Origin of the sequence: Paenibacillus thalictri (genome assembly GCF_004307995.1) — a bacterium.
Lineage (GTDB): Bacteria > Bacillota > Bacilli > Paenibacillales > NBRC-103111 > Paenibacillus_AF > Paenibacillus_AF thalictri.
Window position 1 is genome coordinate 32,313 of record NZ_SIRE01000010.1, and the last position, 20,459, is coordinate 52,771.

The window sequence follows — 20,459 nt, forward strand, 5'->3', positions numbered from 1 at the left end:
GGTCTCCTTAAGTTGTTCTGAACATGATGCAGTATATTCACTTATTATAGCGATTTGCTTTCTTTTTGTCTGTAACAGAAATACGATGAAGAGGTGTGACTACGATGGCTGAAAGCAGCGGGCAAGCGCTCCGCGAAGTGATACAAGCCGAGATCCGGCTTCAGCCGGATCAAGTGATTTCGTTTAAGCGGTATATGGAGTTATGCCTCTACCACCCAAAGTTTGGTTATTATACAAGCAGCCGGCCGAAAGTTGGCAAAACCGGCGATTTCTACACAAGCTCATCGATCGGCGGCGTGATGGGGGAAATGCTGGCGGCATATTTGGCCGCGCAGACAAGCGGGAACGATACGGTAACCCTCGTGGAATGGGGCGGCGGCACCGGTGCGCTTGCCGGACAATTGCTCGATCAGCTGCGAGATGAGTTTCCGTCATTATATGACCGATTGAAATACATAAGTGTCGAGACCAGCGCATATCACCGCGAGCTTCAGCGGGAAACCTTGGCCTCCCATGCGGCCGTAACTTCGTTTGTGCTGCCGGAGCAATGGCTGCAGGAAGGGCCTTACCAAGGCAACGTCATTTTGTCCAATGAACTGCTTGACGTTTTCCCGGTTGATCGGCTTGTGTATCTTCAAGGAAATTGGCATCACGTGCACGTGGGCTGGAATGAAACGGAAGAAAGCTTTGAAAACCGGCTGCTCCTGCTGGAAGACCCCGTACTTGCGGGTTATATAAAACAAGAAGGAATTACTCCGCTTGAGGGGCAATGGATCGAGATCAATTTGGGCGCAATGGAGTGGATCGGCCAAGTGGCGGATTGTTTGGCGGACGGTCAAATCATCTCCATCGATTACGGCGATACAAACCACGAGCTTTATGCTTCGCACCGTATGAACGGAACTTTTTTATGTTACCGCGGACATCAAGCTTACGACGATCCTTATGCTTATCCGGGGGAACAAGATATGACCGCTCATGTGAATTTCAGTGCTTGTATGCGCAAGGGAGAGGAGCATGGTTTTTTTTCTTCACTGCGGACACAAAAGCAATTTCTGCTTGAATGCGGCATTTTAAACAAGCTGCAAAATGTAGCCGGCGGCGATCCTTTCCACCCGGCGGCCCGCAAAAACCGGGCCATTCGCCAGCTTCTGCTCAGCGACCAGATGAGCGAGTTGTTTAAGGTGCTTGTGCAAACAAAAAAAAGGTGATCCGCATGCGGACCGCCTTTTTTTTGTGAGCTGTAAGCTCAGGATTACAATTCAAGCTTAAAGAATGACCAGTAAGAAAAGCCAAGAAAAGCGAAAAACATGTAACCCCAGAAAATCAGTATGTAACTGCGTTCGGTTAGCTTCATGTAGCCCAACAGTACGAATACCGCTGTTTGCGCAAAAAATATCAGTGCCATCGGAACCATATCTCCTGCGAGTCCCATGAGCCCGATAACGAGCGTCCAAAAACCAAGCACTCGGAACATTCGATCCATTTCGAATCCCCCTCTCCTACGCTGTCTTTCATTTTTCACTATTGTACATTATACCTCCGGCGTCTAGTAGTGTAAACGTCAAACTCGTGACGAAATTTTAAACTTTTTGCAGCGGCGCCGGGGTGTACGTCCATTTGCTCATAAAGCTCCCGTCTGCGGGGCTGTCGTTAGCTTACCCCATAAACCGCAAAAACATGTATGAGCCGCCCGAAAATTGGCAATACCGTTTAGTAGAAAAAGATTCTATGAACTCTACTATGGGCATAGAGATTAATAAACGGAACTCCAGTTATTACCTTTTCGTTAGGAGGCTTGACTACATGTCAGCAATAAGACAAGACGCATGGAGCGATGAAGACGATTTAATTTTGGCGGAGGTAACTTTGCGGCATATTCGCGAAGGCAGCACTCAACTTTCCGCTTTTGAAGAGGTAGGGGAAAAAATAGGCCGTACCGCAGCTGCTTGCGGTTTTCGCTGGAACAGTTTCGTTCGCAAAAGATATGAAGCCGCGATCCAAATTGCCAAAGCTCAGAGACAAAAAAGAAATCAACATAAGAGAAGCCACAGCATAGCGAATGTGTCCGGAGTTGTAGCCACATTGGATACCGCCGAATTTGGCGCTATCCGGGGAGACGCGTTCAGTGAGGAGTCGATTTCGATTGACGCTGTTATTCGCTTTTTGCGCCAATGGAAAGGATCCTATCAAGAGATGGTCAGACAACTGCGAATGTTGGAAAAAGAACTGAACGACAAGCAGCTGGAAATGGACCGCTTGGTTGAAGAAAATGACCGGCTTAGCAAACAGGTGAACGAAGTGGAGACGGATTACCGTGTCGTCAACGACGACTACAAGGCGTTGATTCAAATTATGGACCGTGCCCGCAAGCTTGCTTTTTTGGTGGAAGAAGAAGACGAAGGCAAGCCAAGGTTCAAGATGGACGCCAATGGCAATTTGGAACGTATTGAATAAGGAGAATTACCGAAGTAGTAATCATAGACTCCTAGAAACAAAGACCGCGGATAGCTCCAGATGAGGGGCAACCGGGGTCTTTTTTCATGGACATCGGGAACCATTCACGAATCGGGATGAGTAACGGCTGTTTTTCAAAGTGTCTGAGCTTTGTGATATATTGGAAAGTAGCGGTTGCCTGGGTGGACGTGTTATATGTTACTAAAGAAAAGGGGGGAACGGCATGAAGATCCGGATCGTCGGAGCGGGCTCGCTGGGGATGCTGTTTGCCGGCAGGCTGGAGGTTATACTGCCGGGTACGGAAATTGTCGCGCATACGGAAAGCCAAGCCCAACGGCTGCAGAGCGGCGGCATCCGGGTGATAGAGCCCCATGGCGGGAGTCTGCAAGCATTTCCGGAAGCCATTGCATTTCAAGACGTTATACTGGAGAAACCGGACTACGAGCTTGATTATGTGCTGCTCACGGTTAAACAATCGCATATCACACCGCAGCTCGCCGCCTCCATCGGCCGCCAACTGACGGAAAAAAGCTGCGTTGTCTGCTTTCAGAACGGCATTGGGCATGTAGAGTTGTTGTCGGAATACATTCCCGCCGAGCGCATCCTGATCGCCATTACGACCGAGGCCGCATACAAGCGATCCGATAGCGAGGTAGAACATACAGGAAGAGGTACAACACTGATCGGTTCACCGGAGGCAGCGGGCAGCGATACGTCCGAATTTCGGGAAAACGCGCAAAAAAAACTGATTGCGGCGTTGAATGATGCAGGATTCTCTGTTTCTATGTCGAACAACATCTTGAGCACGATTTGGCACAAATTAATCGTAAACTCCGTAATTAATCCGCTTACTGCCATCTTAAAGGTGAGAAACGGGGAACTCCCGCAGCAGCCATATTCCGAATCGCTGATGAAAGAGCTGCTGCAAGAAGCTTCGCAGCTGGCGTCGTTGAAACATATTCAGCCGCCCGGACCGACCTGGGAGCAGCTGCTGGGCGTATGCGCCCAAACAGCGCTGAACCGGTCATCCATGCTGCAGGATTTATCCGCAGGCCGTCTCACCGAAATCGACTCCATAACCGGCAGTCTGCTGAAAGAGGCCAAGCGATACGCTCATCCGATGCCCGTTCATGAGACGGTATACCGGATCGTTAAATCGTTAGAGGCACCTCATTAATATACAGTGGCGGGTGATTCCGTTTGGATGCGATCGTTCAGTGGTTTAGTCAAATTTATTCGTTTATGGCGGTTATTCCGTTTATTGTGTTCATTATTTTGTGGGGAATCTTATATGGTATAACAAAAGATAAAAAAAGAGCCACCCGTACGTCGATGGATGTGACTGCCGTTTTGCTGATCGGATCAGTATCGATGATGATTAAGCAAATCTTCGGAACAAGCTTCGGATTCTGGTTTCTGCTGCTGTTTTTCCTTGTGTGTGCAGGACTGCTTGGCAATTTGCAGAATCGAACCAAAGGAGCCGTAGATCTCGCAAAAATCGCCAAAGTGCTGCTCCGGTTAGGTTTTATGCTGCTTTCCGTATGTTATATATTGCTTCTGGTGATCGGTGTCGGCAAGTATGTTTATATCAGCTAATTCATAGGAGGGCAATTATGGGAGTACATAATTTGATGGAAGAAATTGTAAAGACCTGTCTTAAGGAATTGATGCACATCAAACCGGAGCTGCAATCGATGGATGAAAAATCACAGGAAGACGTGATGGCCATCGCCTTGAATAAGCTTCCTGCCAAGTATGTTTCAACAGGCGTGGGCGAAGTGTTCGCCAAGACGCAGCTGCGGATGCAAGTGGAAACGGATGTGTACAGAGAACTGACTAATGCGATTGATAAGGTCAGAAATTCCAAAAAACGAACCGACCTTGAGGAAAAAAACGAATAAACATGAATATTTAGTACAAAACTTGGGAGCCTAATTTTAGGCTTCTTTCTTTTTTTACCCGGAATTTGATCAACAGCACGCAAAGGGAGGATTTTCATGAATGTTCAAAAGCTTGCCGTTATAGCGGCGGTAACAGGGCTGCTGGGCGGCACAATTGCCGGCTGCTCCGGCGGTGGACAGCAAAATCAAGGAGGGTCGGCCAATACCGCGGCCCCTGCACAGGAGTTCAGAATTAATCTTGCCGCGGAGCCGCCGGCGCTGGACAGTTCGATCGCTACGACCAACCCTACCTTTACGATATTAAACGCAATCAATGAAGGTTTGTACCGCTTGGATAAGGACGGGAAGCCGACACCGGGACTGGCGAAGGAGATGCCGCAAATTTCTGGAGACGGGCTTGTATACACCATCGCGCTGCGCGACGGGTTAACGTGGGCGGACGGCACACCTTTGAAGGCGAGCGATTTTGAATTCGCCTATAAACGCACCTTGGATCCGGCAACCAAAGCCAAATATGCGACGATGATGACCTGGATTAAGGGCGGCAGCGAATTAAACAAAGCGAAACCCGAAGAGGTTGAAGCGAAAAAAGCGGCTCTAGGCATCAAAGCGACAGGGGATACGACCTTGGAGATTACACTGGTGAAGCCCGTAGCTTTCTTCACGGATCAGTTGTCCATGCCGATCTTTTTCCCGCAGAAGCCGGACTTTGTGAAAGCGCAAGGCGATAAATACGGGGCGGAAGCGACCACGGTCATCGGGGCCGGTCCATTCAAATTGGAAAAATGGGATCACAATCAGCAGCTGGTGATGGTGAAAAACGATAAATATTGGGACGCTGCGAATGTCAAGCTGACCAAAGTGGTGGTCAACGTCGTGAAAGACTCCTCGACCGGTCTAAACCTATACGAAACCAATCAGGTCGATTTGACCGAATTAAAGGGCGATCAGGTCACCATGTACAAGGACAAGCCGGATGTGGCGATCAAAAACGAATTTGTCACGGCGTATATCATGTTTAATCAAAATCCTCAATACGCGCCGTTTTTGCAAAACGCCAAAGTACGTCAAGCTTTGTCCATGGCGATCGATAAAAAATCGATGATCGATATTGTGCTTGGCGGCGCTTCGGTGAGCGCAACAGGCCTTGTTCCGGTCACGATGTCGGACGGCAATAAAGGCGAGTTCCGCAAAACGGCGGGCGATACGGTGGCTGCCTTCGATGCGGCCAAAGCCAAGCAGCTTCTGCAGGAAGGACTTCAGGAGCTGAGCTTGTCGGCCTTGCCGAAATTCAAGCTGACGGCTGACGATACCGATGTCGCCAAAAAGACGGTTGAGTTTATCCAAGCGCAGTGGAAGCAAAATCTAGGAGTGGATATTGACGGCGAACCGCTGCCTTTTGCGCTCCGTGTGGAAAAAATGCAGAACAAAAAGGACTTTCAAGCGCTTATCGCGCTTTGGGGAGCCGACTACAACGACCCGATGACCTTCCTGGACATGTGGGTTTCGGACAATGCCAGCTTTAACTATATGCAGTATAAAAACAAACAATATGACGCTCTTGTAGCAAGTGCGGATAAAGAAGTCGACGCCGCCAAAAGAACACAGATGCTTGTCGATGCGGAAAAGCTGCTGATGAACGATATGCCGCTGGCGCCGCTGTACTTCCGCACAAGGCCTTATGCCCGCAAAACGAACGTACAGGGCTTGATCCTGCCGCCGATGAGCAAAGAATGGGAGCTCAAGTGGACCTATATTAAATAAGCGCGTGTTAGGAGCTTCCGGGCCGTTCTTGCAACTGTTGGAACGGCTCTTTTTTCTCCTTGAGCCTGCCGCATCCAGGCGTTAAGCCCGCCGCTTCTTGAATCTATTTACGGATTGAGGGATAGGAATCTATGCTGAGTTTTACGTTGCGCAGACTGCTGTATATGGTAATTACGTTATGGCTTATCGTTACGCTTACTTTTTTCTTAATGAAAAGTTTGCCCGGGGATCCCTTCGGGGAGGAAGTCATGAAGCTTACGGCCGAACAGCGGGCGATTTTGTACGCCCAATACGGCCTCGATAAGCCGGTGTGGCAGCAGTACTTGAAGTTTCTGAACGAGACGGTGCATGGCAACCTTGGCGTATCCTATTCTTTTCCGACTCAAGAGGTGACAAGCATCATCAAGCAAAGTTTTCCGGCATCGCTGGAGCTGGGTTTATGGGCGCTGCTCATCTCCGTAGTGATCGGTTTGTTTCTTGGCATTATCGCCTCTTTGAACCATAACAAAGGCCCGGATTATATTGCGATGCTGCTGTCCGTTGCCGGTATTTCTATCCCTTCGTTTGTGCTGGCGCCGCTGCTGTCTTATGTTGTAGGGGTAAAGCTGGGCTGGCTGCCTCCGGGCATGTGGAACGGTCCGTCCTACCGGATCCTGCCTTCGATTGCGCTCTCTTTCGGTACGATGGCGATTGTGGCGAGAATGATGAGAACGTCGATGCTTGATGTGCTCAATCAAGACTATATCAAAACGGCAAGAGCCAAAGGGCTTTCCAGAGGTTCGATTGTGTTCAAACATACGGTCCGCAACGCGATTTTGCCCGTCGTGACGGTGCTTGGCCCGATATTTGTCAATTTGATCACCGGGACGTTGATTGTCGAGCAAATTTTTGTCGTACCCGGGCTCGGTAAACATTTTGTCCAATCCATCTATTCGAACGACTACACGATGATTACGGGGTTGACGATTTTTTATTCGTTTATCCTCATGCTGGTCCTCTTTCTGACCGATGTTGTTTACGGTTTAGTGGATCCGCGAATTCGACTCGGCAAAGGAGGGGCCTGATGATGGAGTTGACCCAAGAGCAGTTTGAGCCGCTTTCCCGAACGGGAGACGGAAAAGAAGCCATTGTCCGGCCGTCGCTTACATTTTGGCAGGATGCGTGGCGAAGGCTGAAAAAAAACAAGCTGGCCATGTTTGGCTTGTATGTTCTGGCACTTATCGCGCTGCTGGCGATATTTGGTCCTTTTTTGCAAAAATACGACTATGCGACACAGGACTATTCGGTCCGCAACTTAAGACCGTCCGCCGCGCATTGGTTTGGCACCGACGATTTTGGGCGCGATATGTGGGTACGCGTATGGTGGGGTGCGCGGATTTCGCTTTTTGTCGGTATTACCGCGGCCGTTGTCGATTTGATATTCGGCGTGTTATACGGCGGCATATCCGCTTATTACGGCGGGAAAGTCGACAATCTGATGCAGCGTTTTATTGAAATCATATATTCCATTCCTTATTTGCTGATCGCCATTTTGCTTATTATGGTCATCGGTCCGGGGGTGTGGACGATTATCTTGGCTTATGCCATCGTAGGCTGGGTGCCTATGGCGCGGCTTGTCCGCGGTCAAATCCTGCAGCTGAAGGAGCAGGAATATGTGCTTGCCGCTAGAACGCTGGGCGCGGGTTCGGCAAGAATCATCGCCCGGCATTTGGTTCCGAACGCGCTGGGTCTTATTATCGTGCAGCTTACGTTTGCGGTGCCCAATGCGATTTTCTTCGAATCGTTCTTGAGTTTCCTGGGACTTGGCATTAAAGTGCCGCTGGCTTCGCTTGGCTCGCTGTTGTCCGACGGCGTACAGGCCATCCGCTTGCATCCGCACCGCGTGCTGATCCCGACGTTGGCGTTCAGCTTGATTCTGCTCAGCTTTAATCTGCTTGGCGACGGGCTGCGGGACGCGCTTGATCCGAAGATGCGGAGGTAAGGCGGAGGTTGCGGGAGGCGGGGAAGCGGAGCGTGGAGGAATATGGATTCATCGGGTGGCGGAACTGCGGGTAAGGAAAGGCGCTCCACCGCCAATGAAAACCGTGTTTTTCCTGGAATGGATGTAGCGGTAAAAACACGGTTTTCAAAAGCGGACGTAAACTTTTCGCACCTATTCCTTACCCTCCGTTCCTCGGGATGAATTCATATTCACGGGTAACCCTCCCCTCCCGCAACCTCCGGGAGGGGTAGTAGTAAGTAACTAAGAGCTGGCAGTAAAGCGCGGCGTGCCGATGCTAAGCGAAGCAAAAGCAAGGCACAACAGGCGCGAGGAAGAGGCACGCAGTTGCTCCACGCATCATCACGTCGGAGTAGAGCGCGGGTGCGGCGAGGCTAGAGCTTTAGCGAAAGCAAGGGCGCACCGAAGGCGCGTGTAAGAGGCACGCAGCTGCTCCACGCGTCATCACGCCGGAGTAAAGCGCGGGTGCGGCGAAGCTGAGCGTCAGCGAGAGCAAGGCGTACCGAAGGCGCGGGTAAGAGGCACACGGCTACTCCATGCGTCATCACGTCGGAGTAGAGCGCGGGGGCGGCGAAGCTTGAGCGCCAGCGAGAGCAAGGCGCACCGAAGGCGCGGGCAAGAGGCACGTAGTTGCTCCATGCGTCATCGTGCCGGAGTAGAGCGCGGGTGCGGCGAAGTTTGAGCGCCAGCGAGAGCAAGACGCACCGAAGGCGCGAGGAAGAGGCACACGGCTGCTCCATGCGTCATCACGCCGGAGTAGAGCGCGGGTGCGGCAAAGCTTGAGCGTCAGCGAGAGCAAGACGCACCGAAGGCGCGGGTAAGAGGCACGCAGTTGCTCCACGTGTCATCACGTCGGAGTAGAGCGCGGGTGCGGCGAAGCTTGAGCGCCAGCGAAAGCAAGGGCGCACCGAAGGCGCGTGTAAGAGGCACACGGCTGCTCCATGCGTCATCACGCCGGAGTAAAAGCGGGTCTTGCCTAAGCCAAGCGAAAGCGAGGGCAAGGCAAGACAAAACGCTGACTCTTGAGGCATAAAAGTAGCTCCACCGTCAGGCGGGTCCAGGGCGCAGCGCCTGGGGTCCCCCCGAGGGGGGAATTAGGGGGGCAATATTTATGAATATACTGGAAGTCAACAATTTGAAGGTGTCATTCTCCACTTACGCGGGAGAGATTCAGGCGGTACGCGGAGTCACCTTCAACCTGAAGAAGGGCGAAGTGCTGGCGATTGTCGGCGAGTCGGGCTGCGGCAAGTCCGTTACGGCGCAGACGATTATGCGGCTCATCCCGTCGCCTCCGGGCGTCATTAAGGACGGTTCCGTGTTATTCGACGGTAAAGATATCGTCAAGTTGTCGAATAAAGAGATGGAGAAAATTCGCGGCTCGGAAATGGGGATGATTTTCCAGGATCCGATGACTTCGCTGAATCCGACGATGTCGATCGGCAAACAAATTGCCGAAGGGCTGGTTAAACATCAAGGAATGAACGGCAAACAAGCCGAGCAGCGCGCGGTGGAGATGTTAAAGCTTGTTGGCATCTCCAACCCCGAGGGGCGGATCAACCAGTTTCCTCATGAGTTTTCCGGGGGGATGAGGCAGCGCGTCATGATTGCGATTGCGCTGGCCTGCAACCCGAAGCTGCTGATCGCCGACGAACCGACGACCGCACTGGATGTGACGATTCAAGCGCAAATTATGGAGCTGATGAAAAAGCTGTCCGACCAGCTTGGCGCATCGATTATTTTGATTACGCACGATCTGGGCGTCGTGGCCGAAACGGCGCAACGCGTTATTGTCATGTACGCGGGCAAGGTGGCGGAACAAGCTACGGTTGACGAATTGTTTTTTAAGGCAAGGCATCCTTATACTTGGGGGCTGCTCCGTTCCGTGCCGCGTTTGGATCAGAAAGCGGATGAAGAATTGCAGCCGATCCCCGGGACACCTCCGGATTTGTTCGCTCCCCCGAAAGGTTGCTCCTTTGTGGCAAGATGCCCTTATGCGATGAAGGTATGCGTGGACAATGATCCGGACCTTATTCCGGTCAGCGAAACCCATACCGCCGCATGTTGGCTGCTCCATCCGGGAGCGCCGAAAGTCGACCGTCCTACGGAAGCGGGAGGTGTTAAGCATGGCGGCTGAACCTATTTTGGAAGTTCGCAGCTTGAAGAAGCATTTCCAAGTCGGCGGCGGGAAAACGTTAAAAGCCGTGGACGATTTGAATTTTGCGATCAATCGGGGGGAAACGTTTGGGCTGGTCGGCGAATCCGGCTGCGGCAAATCGACGGCAGGGCGGACGATCATCCGGCTGTACGAACCGACGGACGGGCAAATTCTTTTTGACGGCAAAAACATCACTCATCTGAAGGGTGCCGAACTAAAGCAATTTAACCGCAGCATGCAGATGGTGTTTCAGGATCCGTATGCTTCGCTGAATCCCCGGATGACCGTCGGCAACATCATTGCCGAGGGAATCGATATCCACGGGCTGTCGTCCGGCGCCAAACGCAAGGAGCGGGTATTGCAGCTGCTCCGCGACGTCGGGCTAAACGACGAACATGCGGGCCGGTTTCCCCATGAATTTTCCGGGGGACAGCGGCAGCGGATCGGCATCGCCCGGGCGTTAGCCATCGAGCCGGAGTTCATTATCGCCGACGAGCCGATTTCCGCTTTGGACGTTTCGGTTCAGGCCCAGGTGGTCAATCTGTTTAAGAAATTGCAAAAAGAGCGCGGCCTGACCTATTTATTTATCGCTCACGATCTCGCCATGGTTAAACATATCTCCGACCGGATCGGAGTGATGTATTTGGGCAAGCTGATCGAGGTGACGTCTTCGGATAAGCTGTACGCCAATCCGCTGCACCCTTATACGGTTTCGCTGCTGTCGGCGATCCCGATTCCCGATCCGGAAATCGAACGCCGCAGGGAGCGGATTATTTTGCAGGGTGAAGTACCCAATCCGTTAAACCCGCCCAGCGGCTGTCCGTTCAGAACGCGCTGCCCGAAAGCGATGCCGGAGTGCGCCAAGGTCATGCCGGAGTATATGGAAGTTGAGCCGGATCATTATGTAGCGTGCCACTTATATTACTGACCTGTCAGATCGAAAAGGCGTCTTCCGGGACGTCTTATTTCTTTGACGATTTTGCAACATATGTGTACAATCAAATATGTTACTATAAGTAAGTGACTCGTTATTAAAAAGGATGTTCAAAAAGTCGTCATTTGATCACGAAGCAAGTCAGGAAACGAAACGGCATCGAATCTTGCGTTCACCTTCTAAGTCCGTGGTCCGGTGCTCATGCAGATTTTGCCTGCACTCCGCTCCTCTTTCTTCAGGTTCTCGCAATCTTCCTGGTTGCATGGGCGAGCAGTTCGCAGTCAAGCGAACTACCAGCCTCGGTGCTGAAAGGCCGACTTTTTGAACTCTCACTTAAAGGGAGCGGGGAAAATACCGATGAATATACATAGGTTGGAATGGACATCAACCCAGCCTTTAGCCGAAGCTTATTTGCGGGACTTCGGTAAAGTAGCTCCGCTGTTCGATTATAACGTCTGGCAGCAGGAAGAGTGGGTTCGCCGCGCCGAATGGGTGGATGACGAGCGCCGTTTTTCCGTCGACCGGGAAGGCTTGTGCCGTGTATTAACCCGTTTTAATCGGAGCATCGGCGCCGATGAAGCGGCACTTGCTTCGATCGACAAATTGTCCCGGCCCGATACGCTTGCGATCGTAGGGGGACAGCAGGCCGGCTTGTTTACAGGCCAGTTGCTCGTTATTTACAAGGCGATTACGCTGCTGCAGACGGCGAAGCAAGCGGAAGCTCAATTAGGCCGGACGGTGGTCCCGGTTTTTTGGATCGCCGGAGAAGACCATGACTTCGATGAAGTCAATCATATTTTTCAGTTGACAAGCGATCTTCGTGTTGAGAAAATCAAGCTGGAACGAACGGGAGACAAGCGTGGTTCCGTGAGCCGGCTGCAGATTGCCGCCGAACAGTGGGAATCCGTGCTGGACCAGCTCGATGCCGGTTTGATGCAGACGGAGTTTAAAGCGTCATTGATGGAGCAGCTGCGAGAATTTGCGGCAAGTTCCGCTACGCTCGTCGATTTTTTTGGCAAAATGATGGCTTGGCTGTTCCGGGAAACCGGGCTTGTTTTCATCAATTCCGACGATCCTGATCTCCGTGCTTTGGAAAGCTCGATGTTCGAGCGGCTGATTGAGGAACACCGGCCTCTGCAGGCCGCCGTTGAGAACCGCGCCCGTAAGGTGCAGGAGCTTGGCTTTACGCCGCAGGTCGAAATTCAACAAGGCAATGCCAATCTGTTTGTATGCAGCGAAGGGGAACGCGTATTGTTATACGCTCAGGATGACGGCTTCAGCACCCGCCGCCATGACCGCTTTCTGACCAAAGAGCAGCTGCTGGATTACGCCCGCCAAGCGCCGGGGAAACTGAGCAATAATGTAATTACCCGTCCTTTGATGCAAGAATATTTGTTTCCTGTGCTTGGCACAGTGCTGGGTCCCGGGGAAATTGCGTATTGGGCGCAGCTGGGCGAAGCGTTTCACCAGCTCGGCATGCGCATGCCGCTGATTGTTCCGCGTGTGGAAGTGACGCTGATGGAAGGCACTGTAACCAAACATATGGGCAAATACGGGCTGACGGTCGAAGATGTGATCCACCGTTTTGAAGAGAAACGGGAATCGTGGCTGCAGGCTCAAGATACGCTCCATCTTGACGAGCAATTCGAGCAGGTGCGCCGCCAGTTTAAGGCGAGTTACGAGCCGCTTGTCGGCCTCATCGCCGGGATTAATCCGGGACTTAAAAAGCTGGGCGAAACGAACCTCGGCAAAATTGTCGAGCAGATCGATTTTCTTGAGCAAAAAGCTTCCGACGCTTACCGTGCACAGTTTGATGCGGCGCTCAGACAGCTTACCCGCATTCAACTTTCCGTTTTGCCGCAAGGCCGGCCGCAAGAACGCATTTATAACGTGGTTTCATATTTAAACCGCTACGGTGAGCGCTGGCTGCGCGAGCTGATGGAATCGCCGCTGGAGCCGGACGGCTTTCACCGCATTAGCGAACTTTAAATTTTTTAATACATATGGAGGTCAGTAAATGAATACAAAAGATCGCAGCATTGTAAGAGATATGTCTTTGGCGCCGGAAGGGCACCTGAAAATTGATTGGGTTAATGCGCACATGCCTGTGCTGAACAAAATCCGCGAGCAATTTGAGAAAGAAAAACCGTTTCAAGGATTAAAAGTGGCGATTTCGCTCCATCTTGAGGCCAAGACTGCTTATTTGGCTAAAGTCGTTCAAGCCGGCGGCGCGGAAGTGGCGATTTGCGGCAGCAACCCGTTGTCCACGCAAGACGACGTCTGCGCAGCACTTGTTGAAGACGGCATTACCGTATTCGCTAAATACAACCCGGATCCGCAAGAATACAAAGATTTGCTGGTCAAGACGCTGGAAACGCAGCCGGATCTGCTGATCGACGACGGCGGCGATTTGGTATCCACGCTTCATACGGAGCGCCAAGATCTGCTCAAAAACGTGCGCGGCGGCGCTGAAGAAACAACAACCGGTATTTTGCGCCTTAAAGCGATGGAAAAGCAAGGCCAACTGAAATTCCCAATGGTTGCGGTTAATGACGCATTCTGCAAATATTTGTTCGACAACCGTTACGGTACGGGCCAATCCGTATGGGATGGCATCAACCGCACAACCAACCTGGTGGCTGCGGGCAAAACCGTTGTGGTCAACGGCTACGGCTGGTGCGGTAAAGGCGTGGCTATGCGTGCCAAAGGTTTGGGCTCCAACGTTGTCGTGACGGAAATCGACGCCATTAAAGCGGTAGAAGCTTATATGGACGGCTTCACTGTGCTGCCGATGCTGGAAGCCGCCAAAATCGGCGACATCTTTGTCACTGTCACAGGTAACCGTGACGTAATCCGCGGCGAGCATTACGAAGTGATGAAAGACGGCGCGATTTTGTCCAATGCCGGACATTTCGACGTGGAAGTAAACAAACCGGAGCTTGAGGCGTTGTCCACTTCGGTGCGCACCGTTCGCCGCAACATCGAAGAATACCAGCTGAAAGACGGCCGCAAAATTTATTTGCTGGCTGAAGGACGTCTTGTCAACTTGGCAGCCGGCGACGGCCACCCGGCGGAAATTATGGACATGACGTTTGCGCTGCAAGCGATGTCCTTGAAATACGTCAACGACAACTACAAAAACATCGGCAACAAAGTCGTCAACGTGCCTTACGAGCTTGACGAGCAAGTGGCCCGCTTCAAACTTGCTGCGATGAACATGGGCATCGACAGCTTGACCGAGCAGCAAAAAGCGTACCTCGACAGCTGGGCGGAGCACTAAGCCGAAATAGCTTTCATAGCAATGTGCATTGTAAAACCGTACTCCCTCTTGAAGAGCTGGGGTGCGGTTTTTTTCCTGTTTATGAAACATATTCCATATCGGTTCCGTCTGAAGTTATACAGCGTCAAACAGGAGAAATGAGGCGTTGTGAACAAATCGAGGGGGTCGTTTAAATGAAAAGGACTATGCTTCAGAAGGCAGCCGCGCCGCTGTGCGGAATGCTTTTATTGACTGCGCTGCTGGCGGGGTGCAGCAGTGCCGATTCCAAGCAAGCGGGGAGTTCGCAGTCAACATCGTACAACACAGAAGCAAAAGCCGATTCGCTGCAGCATGGGACGGCGGAGAATGTCGATCAATCCGCGGCCAAAGCGGTCTCGGCGGGAGGGGGACCGTCTGCAGCAAATCAATCAAGCTCAGGCTCCGCCATGGCGACAGCTTCTCCAAGTGCGACTGCCAGTATTCCCGATGCGTTAAACCGGAAAATCATGTATAAAGCGAATCTTGTCATGAGAACGGACAATTACGGAGAAGCCCGGACAAAAGTGCAGGATGTTGTGGCATTATCCGGAGGATATGTATTGCAATTTAGCGAAAATACCGGCACCAATGAAAAAAGCGGGAATTTCACGATCAAAGTGCCGGCCAGCGGATTTTCTTCGCTTCTCGACAAGCTGGAAACGATATCCCTTTTCTCTCAGCGCAGCGTCCAGGGGCAAGATGTGTCCGAAGAATACGTGGATCTCGATTCACGGCTCAAGGCGAAGCAGGTTGTAGAAACAAGGCTGCTCTCGTTTATGGAGAAAGCGACAAAAACCGATGAACTGCTGGCTTTTTCAAATGAGCTGGCCAAAGTCCAAGAAGAAATCGAACGGATGAAAGGCCGTATGAGGTATATCGATCAAAATGTCGCGATGTCCACAATCGAGCTCCGGCTGTATCAAAAAGCGGAAGCGGCCAGCAGCTTCGGCTTGTCGGACGCCTCGCCGTTCGGCAAACGAATCGGAGGGGCGCTTGATTTCAGCATTTCGGCGATTGTTACGATTGTGCAGTCGCTTGTCCTTTTTATCGTGGGCGCTTTGCCTATTGCCCTGCTGCTTGCAGTCATAGCGGCCCCGTTCTGGTATTTCATCCGCGCAAGAAGGCTGAAACAAGCGAGTTTGCGCAAAGAGGTCTTTTTGCGGCAGAGCGGCAGCGAATCGGAGGACGCCGACCGGCCCGAATAATTTCCCCCTTTTCAAAATGATGCAGTTGGGAGTATACTGATCTCGTCAATTACATTTTGCGATCGGCTAGAGAACAGGAGAAGCCCGGATTGCACGATAAGCATGACATCACAGCGGAATCATATTCCGGTTGTGTGTTTTGTTCATCGTACACCGGGCTTTTTTGCGTTCTCTCGGCCAAAGATCAGGGAGGGTGTTTATGAAGCTGATAAAAGCGAAACAATGGGTGGTCGTCATGCTGGTGATGACGATGCTCGCCGCATCGTTTGGGGGAATGTATCCGCTGTCACAAGCGAATGCGGCATCTGTCAAACCGGATTTGCTGATTACCGAGATCGTACCTGCCACAAGCGGGGCCAATGAAGCTTTTGAGTACGTCGAATTGTACAACAATACGACAGACCCGATTGATCTATCGGAGTATTATTTGTTTTACTACACCTCCAATGCGTGGCAGCTCGGCAAAACCATTCAACCGAAAAGCACGATGGTATTGTGGCTGAAGAAACTGGACAATTTGAACAATCCTTCTGGCCCAAACGCCTTAAGCGACTTTAATGCAAACTACGGAGTCACTTTGACGTCCGCACAGGTCTATGAGGTTAATCTAACAACCTCGGCCCAAGGATTAAGCAACAACGCAGAACGTCTTGTTGCCGTCGGCAAAGCGACCAGCGCTTCGGACCGCAGCCATCTGGTGGCGACAGCTTACATTAACAAAAACGGTGAGGTGGATGGAACGGGGAAAGCGAACAAAAGCGTCACCTACCGCTACCCGGCAACGACGGCGACTAACGAAATGCGCAAAATCGCCAACAATCAGCCGGCCACTCCCGGCATGGTGCTGGATTCTCAACTGGCATCCGAAGCGCCGACCGGACTTGCCGCACAACCCGGCAACCAGCAAGTGACGTTAACGTGGAGCGCCAATAGTGAAAGCGATATCACCGGATATAACGTCTACCGGGTGGGCGCCGCCCAACCTGCTACGGTGTCGGGCATCACCTATACCGTAAATGGGCTGACCAATGATACGCAGTATCAATTCCGCATTACGGCGGTCAATGCCGACGGCTATGAATCGGCAGACTCTTCGATCGTCCAAGCGACGCCGACGGCAGTGGTGGATACCGTGGCTCCCGCAGCGCCAAGCGGCGTTTCCGCGGCAAGTTCGTCAGGAACGGTTACCGTAAGCTGGGCGCCAAACACAGAGCCGGATATGGGCGGTTATAAGGTGTATGCGGACGGAACTTTGAGCCAGACCGTGTCCGCATCGACCTACTCCGCTGCGCTTACAACGTTGACGGCCGGCAAGGCCTATTCCTTCGCAGTGTCCGCTTACGACAAATCGAACAACGAGTCCGCCAAATCGGCGGCGGTGCGTGGCGTGCCGGCCGTCGGCAGCATTCCGGCAATCCTGATCACGGAGCTCGTTGCCGACACGGATAACCATTACGCCGGATTCGACGCTTATGAGTTTGCAGAGCTGTACAATACAACCGATGCAGCCATCGATTTGAGCGGTTACAGTCTTTCCATCAGCAATACCGATCCGGCCAACACGTGGAAACAAGCGATTGAAGGCCCGGCCGTCATCGGCCCGAAAGAAACGTTCCTGATCTGGACGCGGAAAGGCGAGCTCAGCGCTTTGACAAAGGCGGATTTTAACCATTACTATTACGCCTCCTACACGGATAAGTACATACGCGAGGATCACATCAGCATCATGAACGGGGTAAGCGGTTTGATCAACACGAACCCGCAAACGGTAACTTTGCTGGACCCGAGCCAAAACGAGGTGGTCAAAGCATCGTATAACCCGTCCGGCAAAGAAGTGGTTCAGGACAATGGCATCAACTACGGTTACCCGACAGACGGCACCAAGGTGGTCAGAAAACTGAACACCAACCTGAAAGCGACTCCGGGTTATTTGACGGACGGCCAAGTTCCCGATGTCAGCGGTTCCGATCTGCAGGCGCCGGCTGCGCCGACGGGTGTTACCGCCACTGCTGGAGCGGGGGAGGTCAAGCTGGTTTGGGCGGATAATACAGAACCGGATTTGGCTGCTTATCGGATTTACAAAAACGGAGTGTTGGATTTAACTTTGCCGGCCGGCAAACAAGAAGTGACAGTTCCCGCTCTGACCGGCAACGTGACCTATACGTTTGAGGTGGCTGCGGCCGATGTATATGGCAACATTTCGCCCAAGTCAACTCCCGTTACGGCGGTACCCACTCATCAAAAGATGACGCAGACCGACCGCAGCTTGCCTTTGGATAAAACGTCAAGCCCCGACTTTTGGAACTTAAGCGAACCCGGCCTTGTTGTTCCGGGCTTGGCCCAGGACGTTGTGCCGCAAGGCGTTGCGTATGACAAGGAGAGAGACTGGATCGTCGTTTCTTATTATCGCGAAGACGGCAGACCAAGCATGTTGTCGGTCGTTGACGCCAAAACGAATCTTTTGATCAAATCGATCAATGTGTACCAGGAAGATAATACGCCTTATACGGGGCACGCCGGCGGGGTGACGATCAGCAAAAGCAACCTTTGGCTGGCATCGGGCGGTTATATGTACCGTATTCCGCTGAATGATATTGTGCAGGCCGCGGATGCGGGCGAAGTTCGCTTTGCCGACCGGTTTTTGACGAACGCCAGAGCGTCTTATGCTGAATACAAGGACGGCATTTTGTGGGCGGGAGAATTTTATGAAGAAAATTCGGCGACGTATCCGACAGATGCTTCCCATAAGCTGAACAACCGGGACGGCAAACAGTTCGGAGCTTGGCTGGTAGGTTATAAGCTCGATCCGGACACCGATATGTTGTCTGTCAATCAGCCGCTGGATACGACCAATACCGGAGCGGTAAAACCTTTTGTACCCGATTACGTGCTGGCAACGGATGTGGACATCCAAGGCGTTCATTTTATGGACGATCAGATCGTCCTCAGTCAATCGTTCTCGCGGGCCAAGTTAAGCAACCTGCTGCGTTTTAACAATGTACTGAACGAAGCGCCGCACCAAACGGTTGTGATCGGGCAAACGACAGTGCCTTTATGGTTCTTGGATAACGGCAGCAAAAAAGAAGTCAACCCCGTGCTGGTTTCGCCTCCGATGACGGAAGGCATGCTGGACCGCTCGGGCAAGCTGTACGTACTTTTTGAATCGGGCGCCAACGCGTACAGAGCAACGGCTTTTCAGACTATAGACCGGATGCAGTTGATCGATCTGAACGGTTGGGAGAAATATAACGGTATTGCCGTCCAAGGCGTGCCAAGCACTTTGGAAATAGGGAAGCAAACGCAAGTTACGGTGATGCAAAATTGGGGCAGCGCTCCGGCCGTTGATGTCACAGCGTTTAGCGGTTTTACATCCAGCTCGCCTGAGGTAGCCGAGATCAGCGCGCAAGGGCTTATCACCGCGCGCAGCACCGGAGAAACGGTGATTCATGCGACGTACGGCGCTTATGCCCAGGATGCGAACCTGAAGGTGTTTGTCCGCTTATACAGCTCAGGCTCACGCCCGCCAGCTTCAAATGGTGCTCCGGCAGGAGAAGTCGCGCAGGCTGACAGCAGCCGGTTCGAGATAACGGCCGCCGAGCTAAAAACAGAGCAGGACGCGACTGCGGTGACGGTGCCGGCGGACAAACAAGCCGTCGCTTTGCCGGGCAATATTTCGAATTCACTGCAGCAAAACCGCTTATTGATCCATTTCGGGCAATTCACCGTCTCGATTGGTAAAGAAACACTGCAAAAGCTGACAGCGCCGTTTGGAGCGGAAGCGTTGCAGGATGCGGATCTGACGTTGGGCTTTAGCCCTCTTGACCCGGCAACCAGAGATAATTTGCTTCAGCAAGCAGGCCAGGCGGAACATGCGGTGGTCAGAGCCGCAGGCGATATGCTCGATTTGTCGCTGACATTGACGTTAAAAAATGGGGAACAGTCCGCTTTAACGCAATTCGAACAGCCGATTGTTGTTTCTTTTAAGGTGGATCCGAACGCAAGACCAGAACTCCTCGGCGTATATTACATTCATGAAGACGGTACGGCCGAATATGTTGGCGGACAGATGAAAGACGGCATGCTGCAGGCGGAGCTAAGCCATTTCAGCCCATATGCCGTGCTGGAATACGATAAGCAGTATAGCGATGTGCCGGCCGGCCATTGGGCGGCGCAGGCCGTTCGCACGATGAGCGCGCAGCATATCGTAAATGGCGTGAATGAAACGGAGTTTGCCCCGTCGGCGCAAATTACCCGTGCGGAATTCGCGACGCTGCTCGTTCGTGGTCTGGGTCTCACATCGAGTCAAAAATCGTCGTTTGCCGATGTGCAGCCGGCAGACTGGTATGCGGCGAGTATCGCGGCGGCAGCGGAAGCAGGCATCGTCAACGGGCGAGATGACAACCGCTTTGCCCCGAACGAGCCGGTTTCCCGCGAGGAAATGGCGGCGCTGCTGGTGCGCGCGGCGCAGTACAAGGGAGCCAAGCTGCAGCAAGCCGCCGCTCTGCAAGGCGGATTTGCCGATCAGGCGCAGATCAGCGGCTGGGCTAAAACAGCGGTGGATACGGCTGCAAAATCCGGACTTTTGCAAGGTAAAGACGCGGCCAAGTTTGAGCCGCACACACCGGCAACCCGTGCGGAAAGTGCGCAAGCCATCTACAATTTGCTCGCTCAATATGTGTGGAATTCCGTACATTAACCTGTAACATTTGAAAATTAATTGCTAAATCCTGCCCCCGAGGCAGGATT

Annotated in this window: 15 protein-coding genes; 14 read left to right on the forward strand and 1 reads right to left on the reverse strand. The window is 52.4% G+C overall.

What is annotated here, in order from left to right:
• The first annotated feature begins 104 nt into the window (after positions 1-104).
• Positions 105-1,211 (forward strand): class I SAM-dependent methyltransferase, encoded by a 1,107-nt coding sequence (locus EYB31_RS14720; protein ID WP_131014114.1) that lies wholly within the window; start codon positions 105-107, stop codon positions 1,209-1,211.
• Positions 1,212-1,255: 44 nt separating this feature from the next.
• Here the strand turns inward: EYB31_RS14720 and EYB31_RS14725 are convergent, their stop codons facing one another.
• A complete protein-coding gene (locus EYB31_RS14725; protein WP_131014115.1) occupies positions 1,256-1,486 on the reverse strand; it encodes a DUF2626 domain-containing protein in 231 nt (76 codons plus the stop codon).
• Between the two features lie 320 nt (positions 1,487-1,806).
• Here EYB31_RS14725 and EYB31_RS14730 point away from each other — a divergent pair, with 320 nt between their 5' ends.
• The 13 genes from EYB31_RS14730 (at position 1,807) to EYB31_RS14790 (ending at position 20,409) form a co-directional block, all read left to right on the forward strand.
• Positions 1,807-2,457 (forward strand): RsfA family transcriptional regulator, encoded by a 651-nt coding sequence (locus tag EYB31_RS14730; protein WP_131014116.1) that lies wholly within the window; start codon positions 1,807-1,809, stop codon positions 2,455-2,457.
• 223 nt (positions 2,458-2,680) lie between these two features.
• The gene (locus EYB31_RS14735; RefSeq protein ID WP_131014117.1) at positions 2,681-3,634 is read left to right on the forward strand and encodes a ketopantoate reductase family protein; all 954 of its coding nucleotides are present in this window, start codon (positions 2,681-2,683) and stop codon (positions 3,632-3,634) included.
• Positions 3,635-3,657: 23 nt separating this feature from the next.
• Positions 3,658-4,053 carry a DUF3397 domain-containing protein gene (locus EYB31_RS14740; RefSeq protein WP_131014118.1) on the forward strand — a complete coding sequence of 132 codons (396 nt, stop codon included), beginning with the start codon at positions 3,658-3,660 and terminating at the stop codon, positions 4,051-4,053.
• A 17-nt stretch (positions 4,054-4,070) separates the two neighbouring features.
• Entirely contained in the window at positions 4,071-4,358 is a 288-nt protein-coding gene (locus EYB31_RS14745; RefSeq protein ID WP_131014119.1) for a late competence development ComFB family protein, read from the forward strand.
• Between the two features lie 96 nt (positions 4,359-4,454).
• Entirely contained in the window at positions 4,455-6,122 is a 1,668-nt protein-coding gene (locus EYB31_RS14750) for a peptide ABC transporter substrate-binding protein (RefSeq protein WP_131014120.1), read from the forward strand.
• Positions 6,123-6,253: 131 nt separating this feature from the next.
• On the forward strand, positions 6,254-7,186 hold the full coding sequence (locus EYB31_RS14755; RefSeq protein WP_131014121.1) for an ABC transporter permease: 933 nt from the start codon (positions 6,254-6,256) through the stop codon (positions 7,184-7,186).
• A complete protein-coding gene (locus EYB31_RS14760) occupies positions 7,186-8,103 on the forward strand; it encodes an ABC transporter permease (protein WP_131014122.1) in 918 nt (305 codons plus the stop codon). Before EYB31_RS14755 ends, EYB31_RS14760 begins: the two co-directional genes overlap by 1 nt.
• Before the next feature lie 1,129 nt (positions 8,104-9,232).
• The gene (locus tag EYB31_RS14765; protein WP_131014123.1) at positions 9,233-10,255 is read left to right on the forward strand and encodes an ABC transporter ATP-binding protein; all 1,023 of its coding nucleotides are present in this window, start codon (positions 9,233-9,235) and stop codon (positions 10,253-10,255) included.
• On the forward strand, positions 10,245-11,204 hold the full coding sequence (locus EYB31_RS14770; RefSeq protein WP_131014124.1) for an ABC transporter ATP-binding protein: 960 nt from the start codon (positions 10,245-10,247) through the stop codon (positions 11,202-11,204). Before EYB31_RS14765 ends, EYB31_RS14770 begins: the two co-directional genes overlap by 11 nt.
• Positions 11,205-11,567: 363 nt before the next feature.
• Complete coding sequence (gene bshC, locus EYB31_RS14775; protein ID WP_131014125.1) at positions 11,568-13,199, forward strand: bacillithiol biosynthesis cysteine-adding enzyme BshC; 1,632 nt, start codon at positions 11,568-11,570, stop codon at positions 13,197-13,199.
• Positions 13,200-13,227: 28 nt separating this feature from the next.
• A complete protein-coding gene (locus EYB31_RS14780) occupies positions 13,228-14,490 on the forward strand; it encodes an adenosylhomocysteinase (protein WP_131014126.1) in 1,263 nt (420 codons plus the stop codon).
• A gap of 173 nt (positions 14,491-14,663) precedes the next feature.
• Entirely contained in the window at positions 14,664-15,713 is a 1,050-nt protein-coding gene (locus EYB31_RS14785; protein WP_131014127.1) for a DUF4349 domain-containing protein, read from the forward strand.
• A 199-nt stretch (positions 15,714-15,912) separates the two neighbouring features.
• Positions 15,913-20,409 carry an S-layer homology domain-containing protein gene (locus EYB31_RS14790; RefSeq protein WP_131014128.1) on the forward strand — a complete coding sequence of 1,499 codons (4,497 nt, stop codon included), beginning with the start codon at positions 15,913-15,915 and terminating at the stop codon, positions 20,407-20,409.
• Positions 20,410-20,459 lie beyond the last annotated feature (50 nt).

Excerpts from the sequence above, each read along its gene's own strand:
- EYB31_RS14785 (WP_131014127.1), top strand. The coding sequence starts at position 14,664 with ATGAAAAGGACTATGCTTCAGAAGGCAGCCGCGCCGCTGTGCGGAATG.
- EYB31_RS14750 (WP_131014120.1), top strand. The coding sequence starts at position 4,455 with ATGAATGTTCAAAAGCTTGCCGTTATAGCGGCGGTAACAGGGCTGCTG.
- EYB31_RS14745 (WP_131014119.1), top strand. The coding sequence starts at position 4,071 with ATGGGAGTACATAATTTGATGGAAGAAATTGTAAAGACCTGTCTTAAG.
- EYB31_RS14735 (WP_131014117.1), top strand. The coding sequence starts at position 2,681 with ATGAAGATCCGGATCGTCGGAGCGGGCTCGCTGGGGATGCTGTTTGCC.
- EYB31_RS14755 (WP_131014121.1), top strand. The coding sequence starts at position 6,254 with ATGCTGAGTTTTACGTTGCGCAGACTGCTGTATATGGTAATTACGTTA.
- EYB31_RS14720 (WP_131014114.1), top strand. The coding sequence starts at position 105 with ATGGCTGAAAGCAGCGGGCAAGCGCTCCGCGAAGTGATACAAGCCGAG.
- bshC (WP_131014125.1), top strand. The coding sequence starts at position 11,568 with ATGAATATACATAGGTTGGAATGGACATCAACCCAGCCTTTAGCCGAA.
- EYB31_RS14790 (WP_131014128.1), top strand. The coding sequence starts at position 15,913 with ATGAAGCTGATAAAAGCGAAACAATGGGTGGTCGTCATGCTGGTGATG.
- EYB31_RS14730 (WP_131014116.1), top strand. The coding sequence starts at position 1,807 with ATGTCAGCAATAAGACAAGACGCATGGAGCGATGAAGACGATTTAATT.
- EYB31_RS14725 (WP_131014115.1), bottom strand. The coding sequence starts at position 1,486 with ATGGATCGAATGTTCCGAGTGCTTGGTTTTTGGACGCTCGTTATCGGG.
- EYB31_RS14765 (WP_131014123.1), top strand. The coding sequence starts at position 9,233 with ATGAATATACTGGAAGTCAACAATTTGAAGGTGTCATTCTCCACTTAC.
- EYB31_RS14780 (WP_131014126.1), top strand. The coding sequence starts at position 13,228 with ATGAATACAAAAGATCGCAGCATTGTAAGAGATATGTCTTTGGCGCCG.
- EYB31_RS14770 (WP_131014124.1), top strand. The coding sequence starts at position 10,245 with ATGGCGGCTGAACCTATTTTGGAAGTTCGCAGCTTGAAGAAGCATTTC.
- EYB31_RS14760 (WP_131014122.1), top strand. The coding sequence starts at position 7,186 with ATGATGGAGTTGACCCAAGAGCAGTTTGAGCCGCTTTCCCGAACGGGA.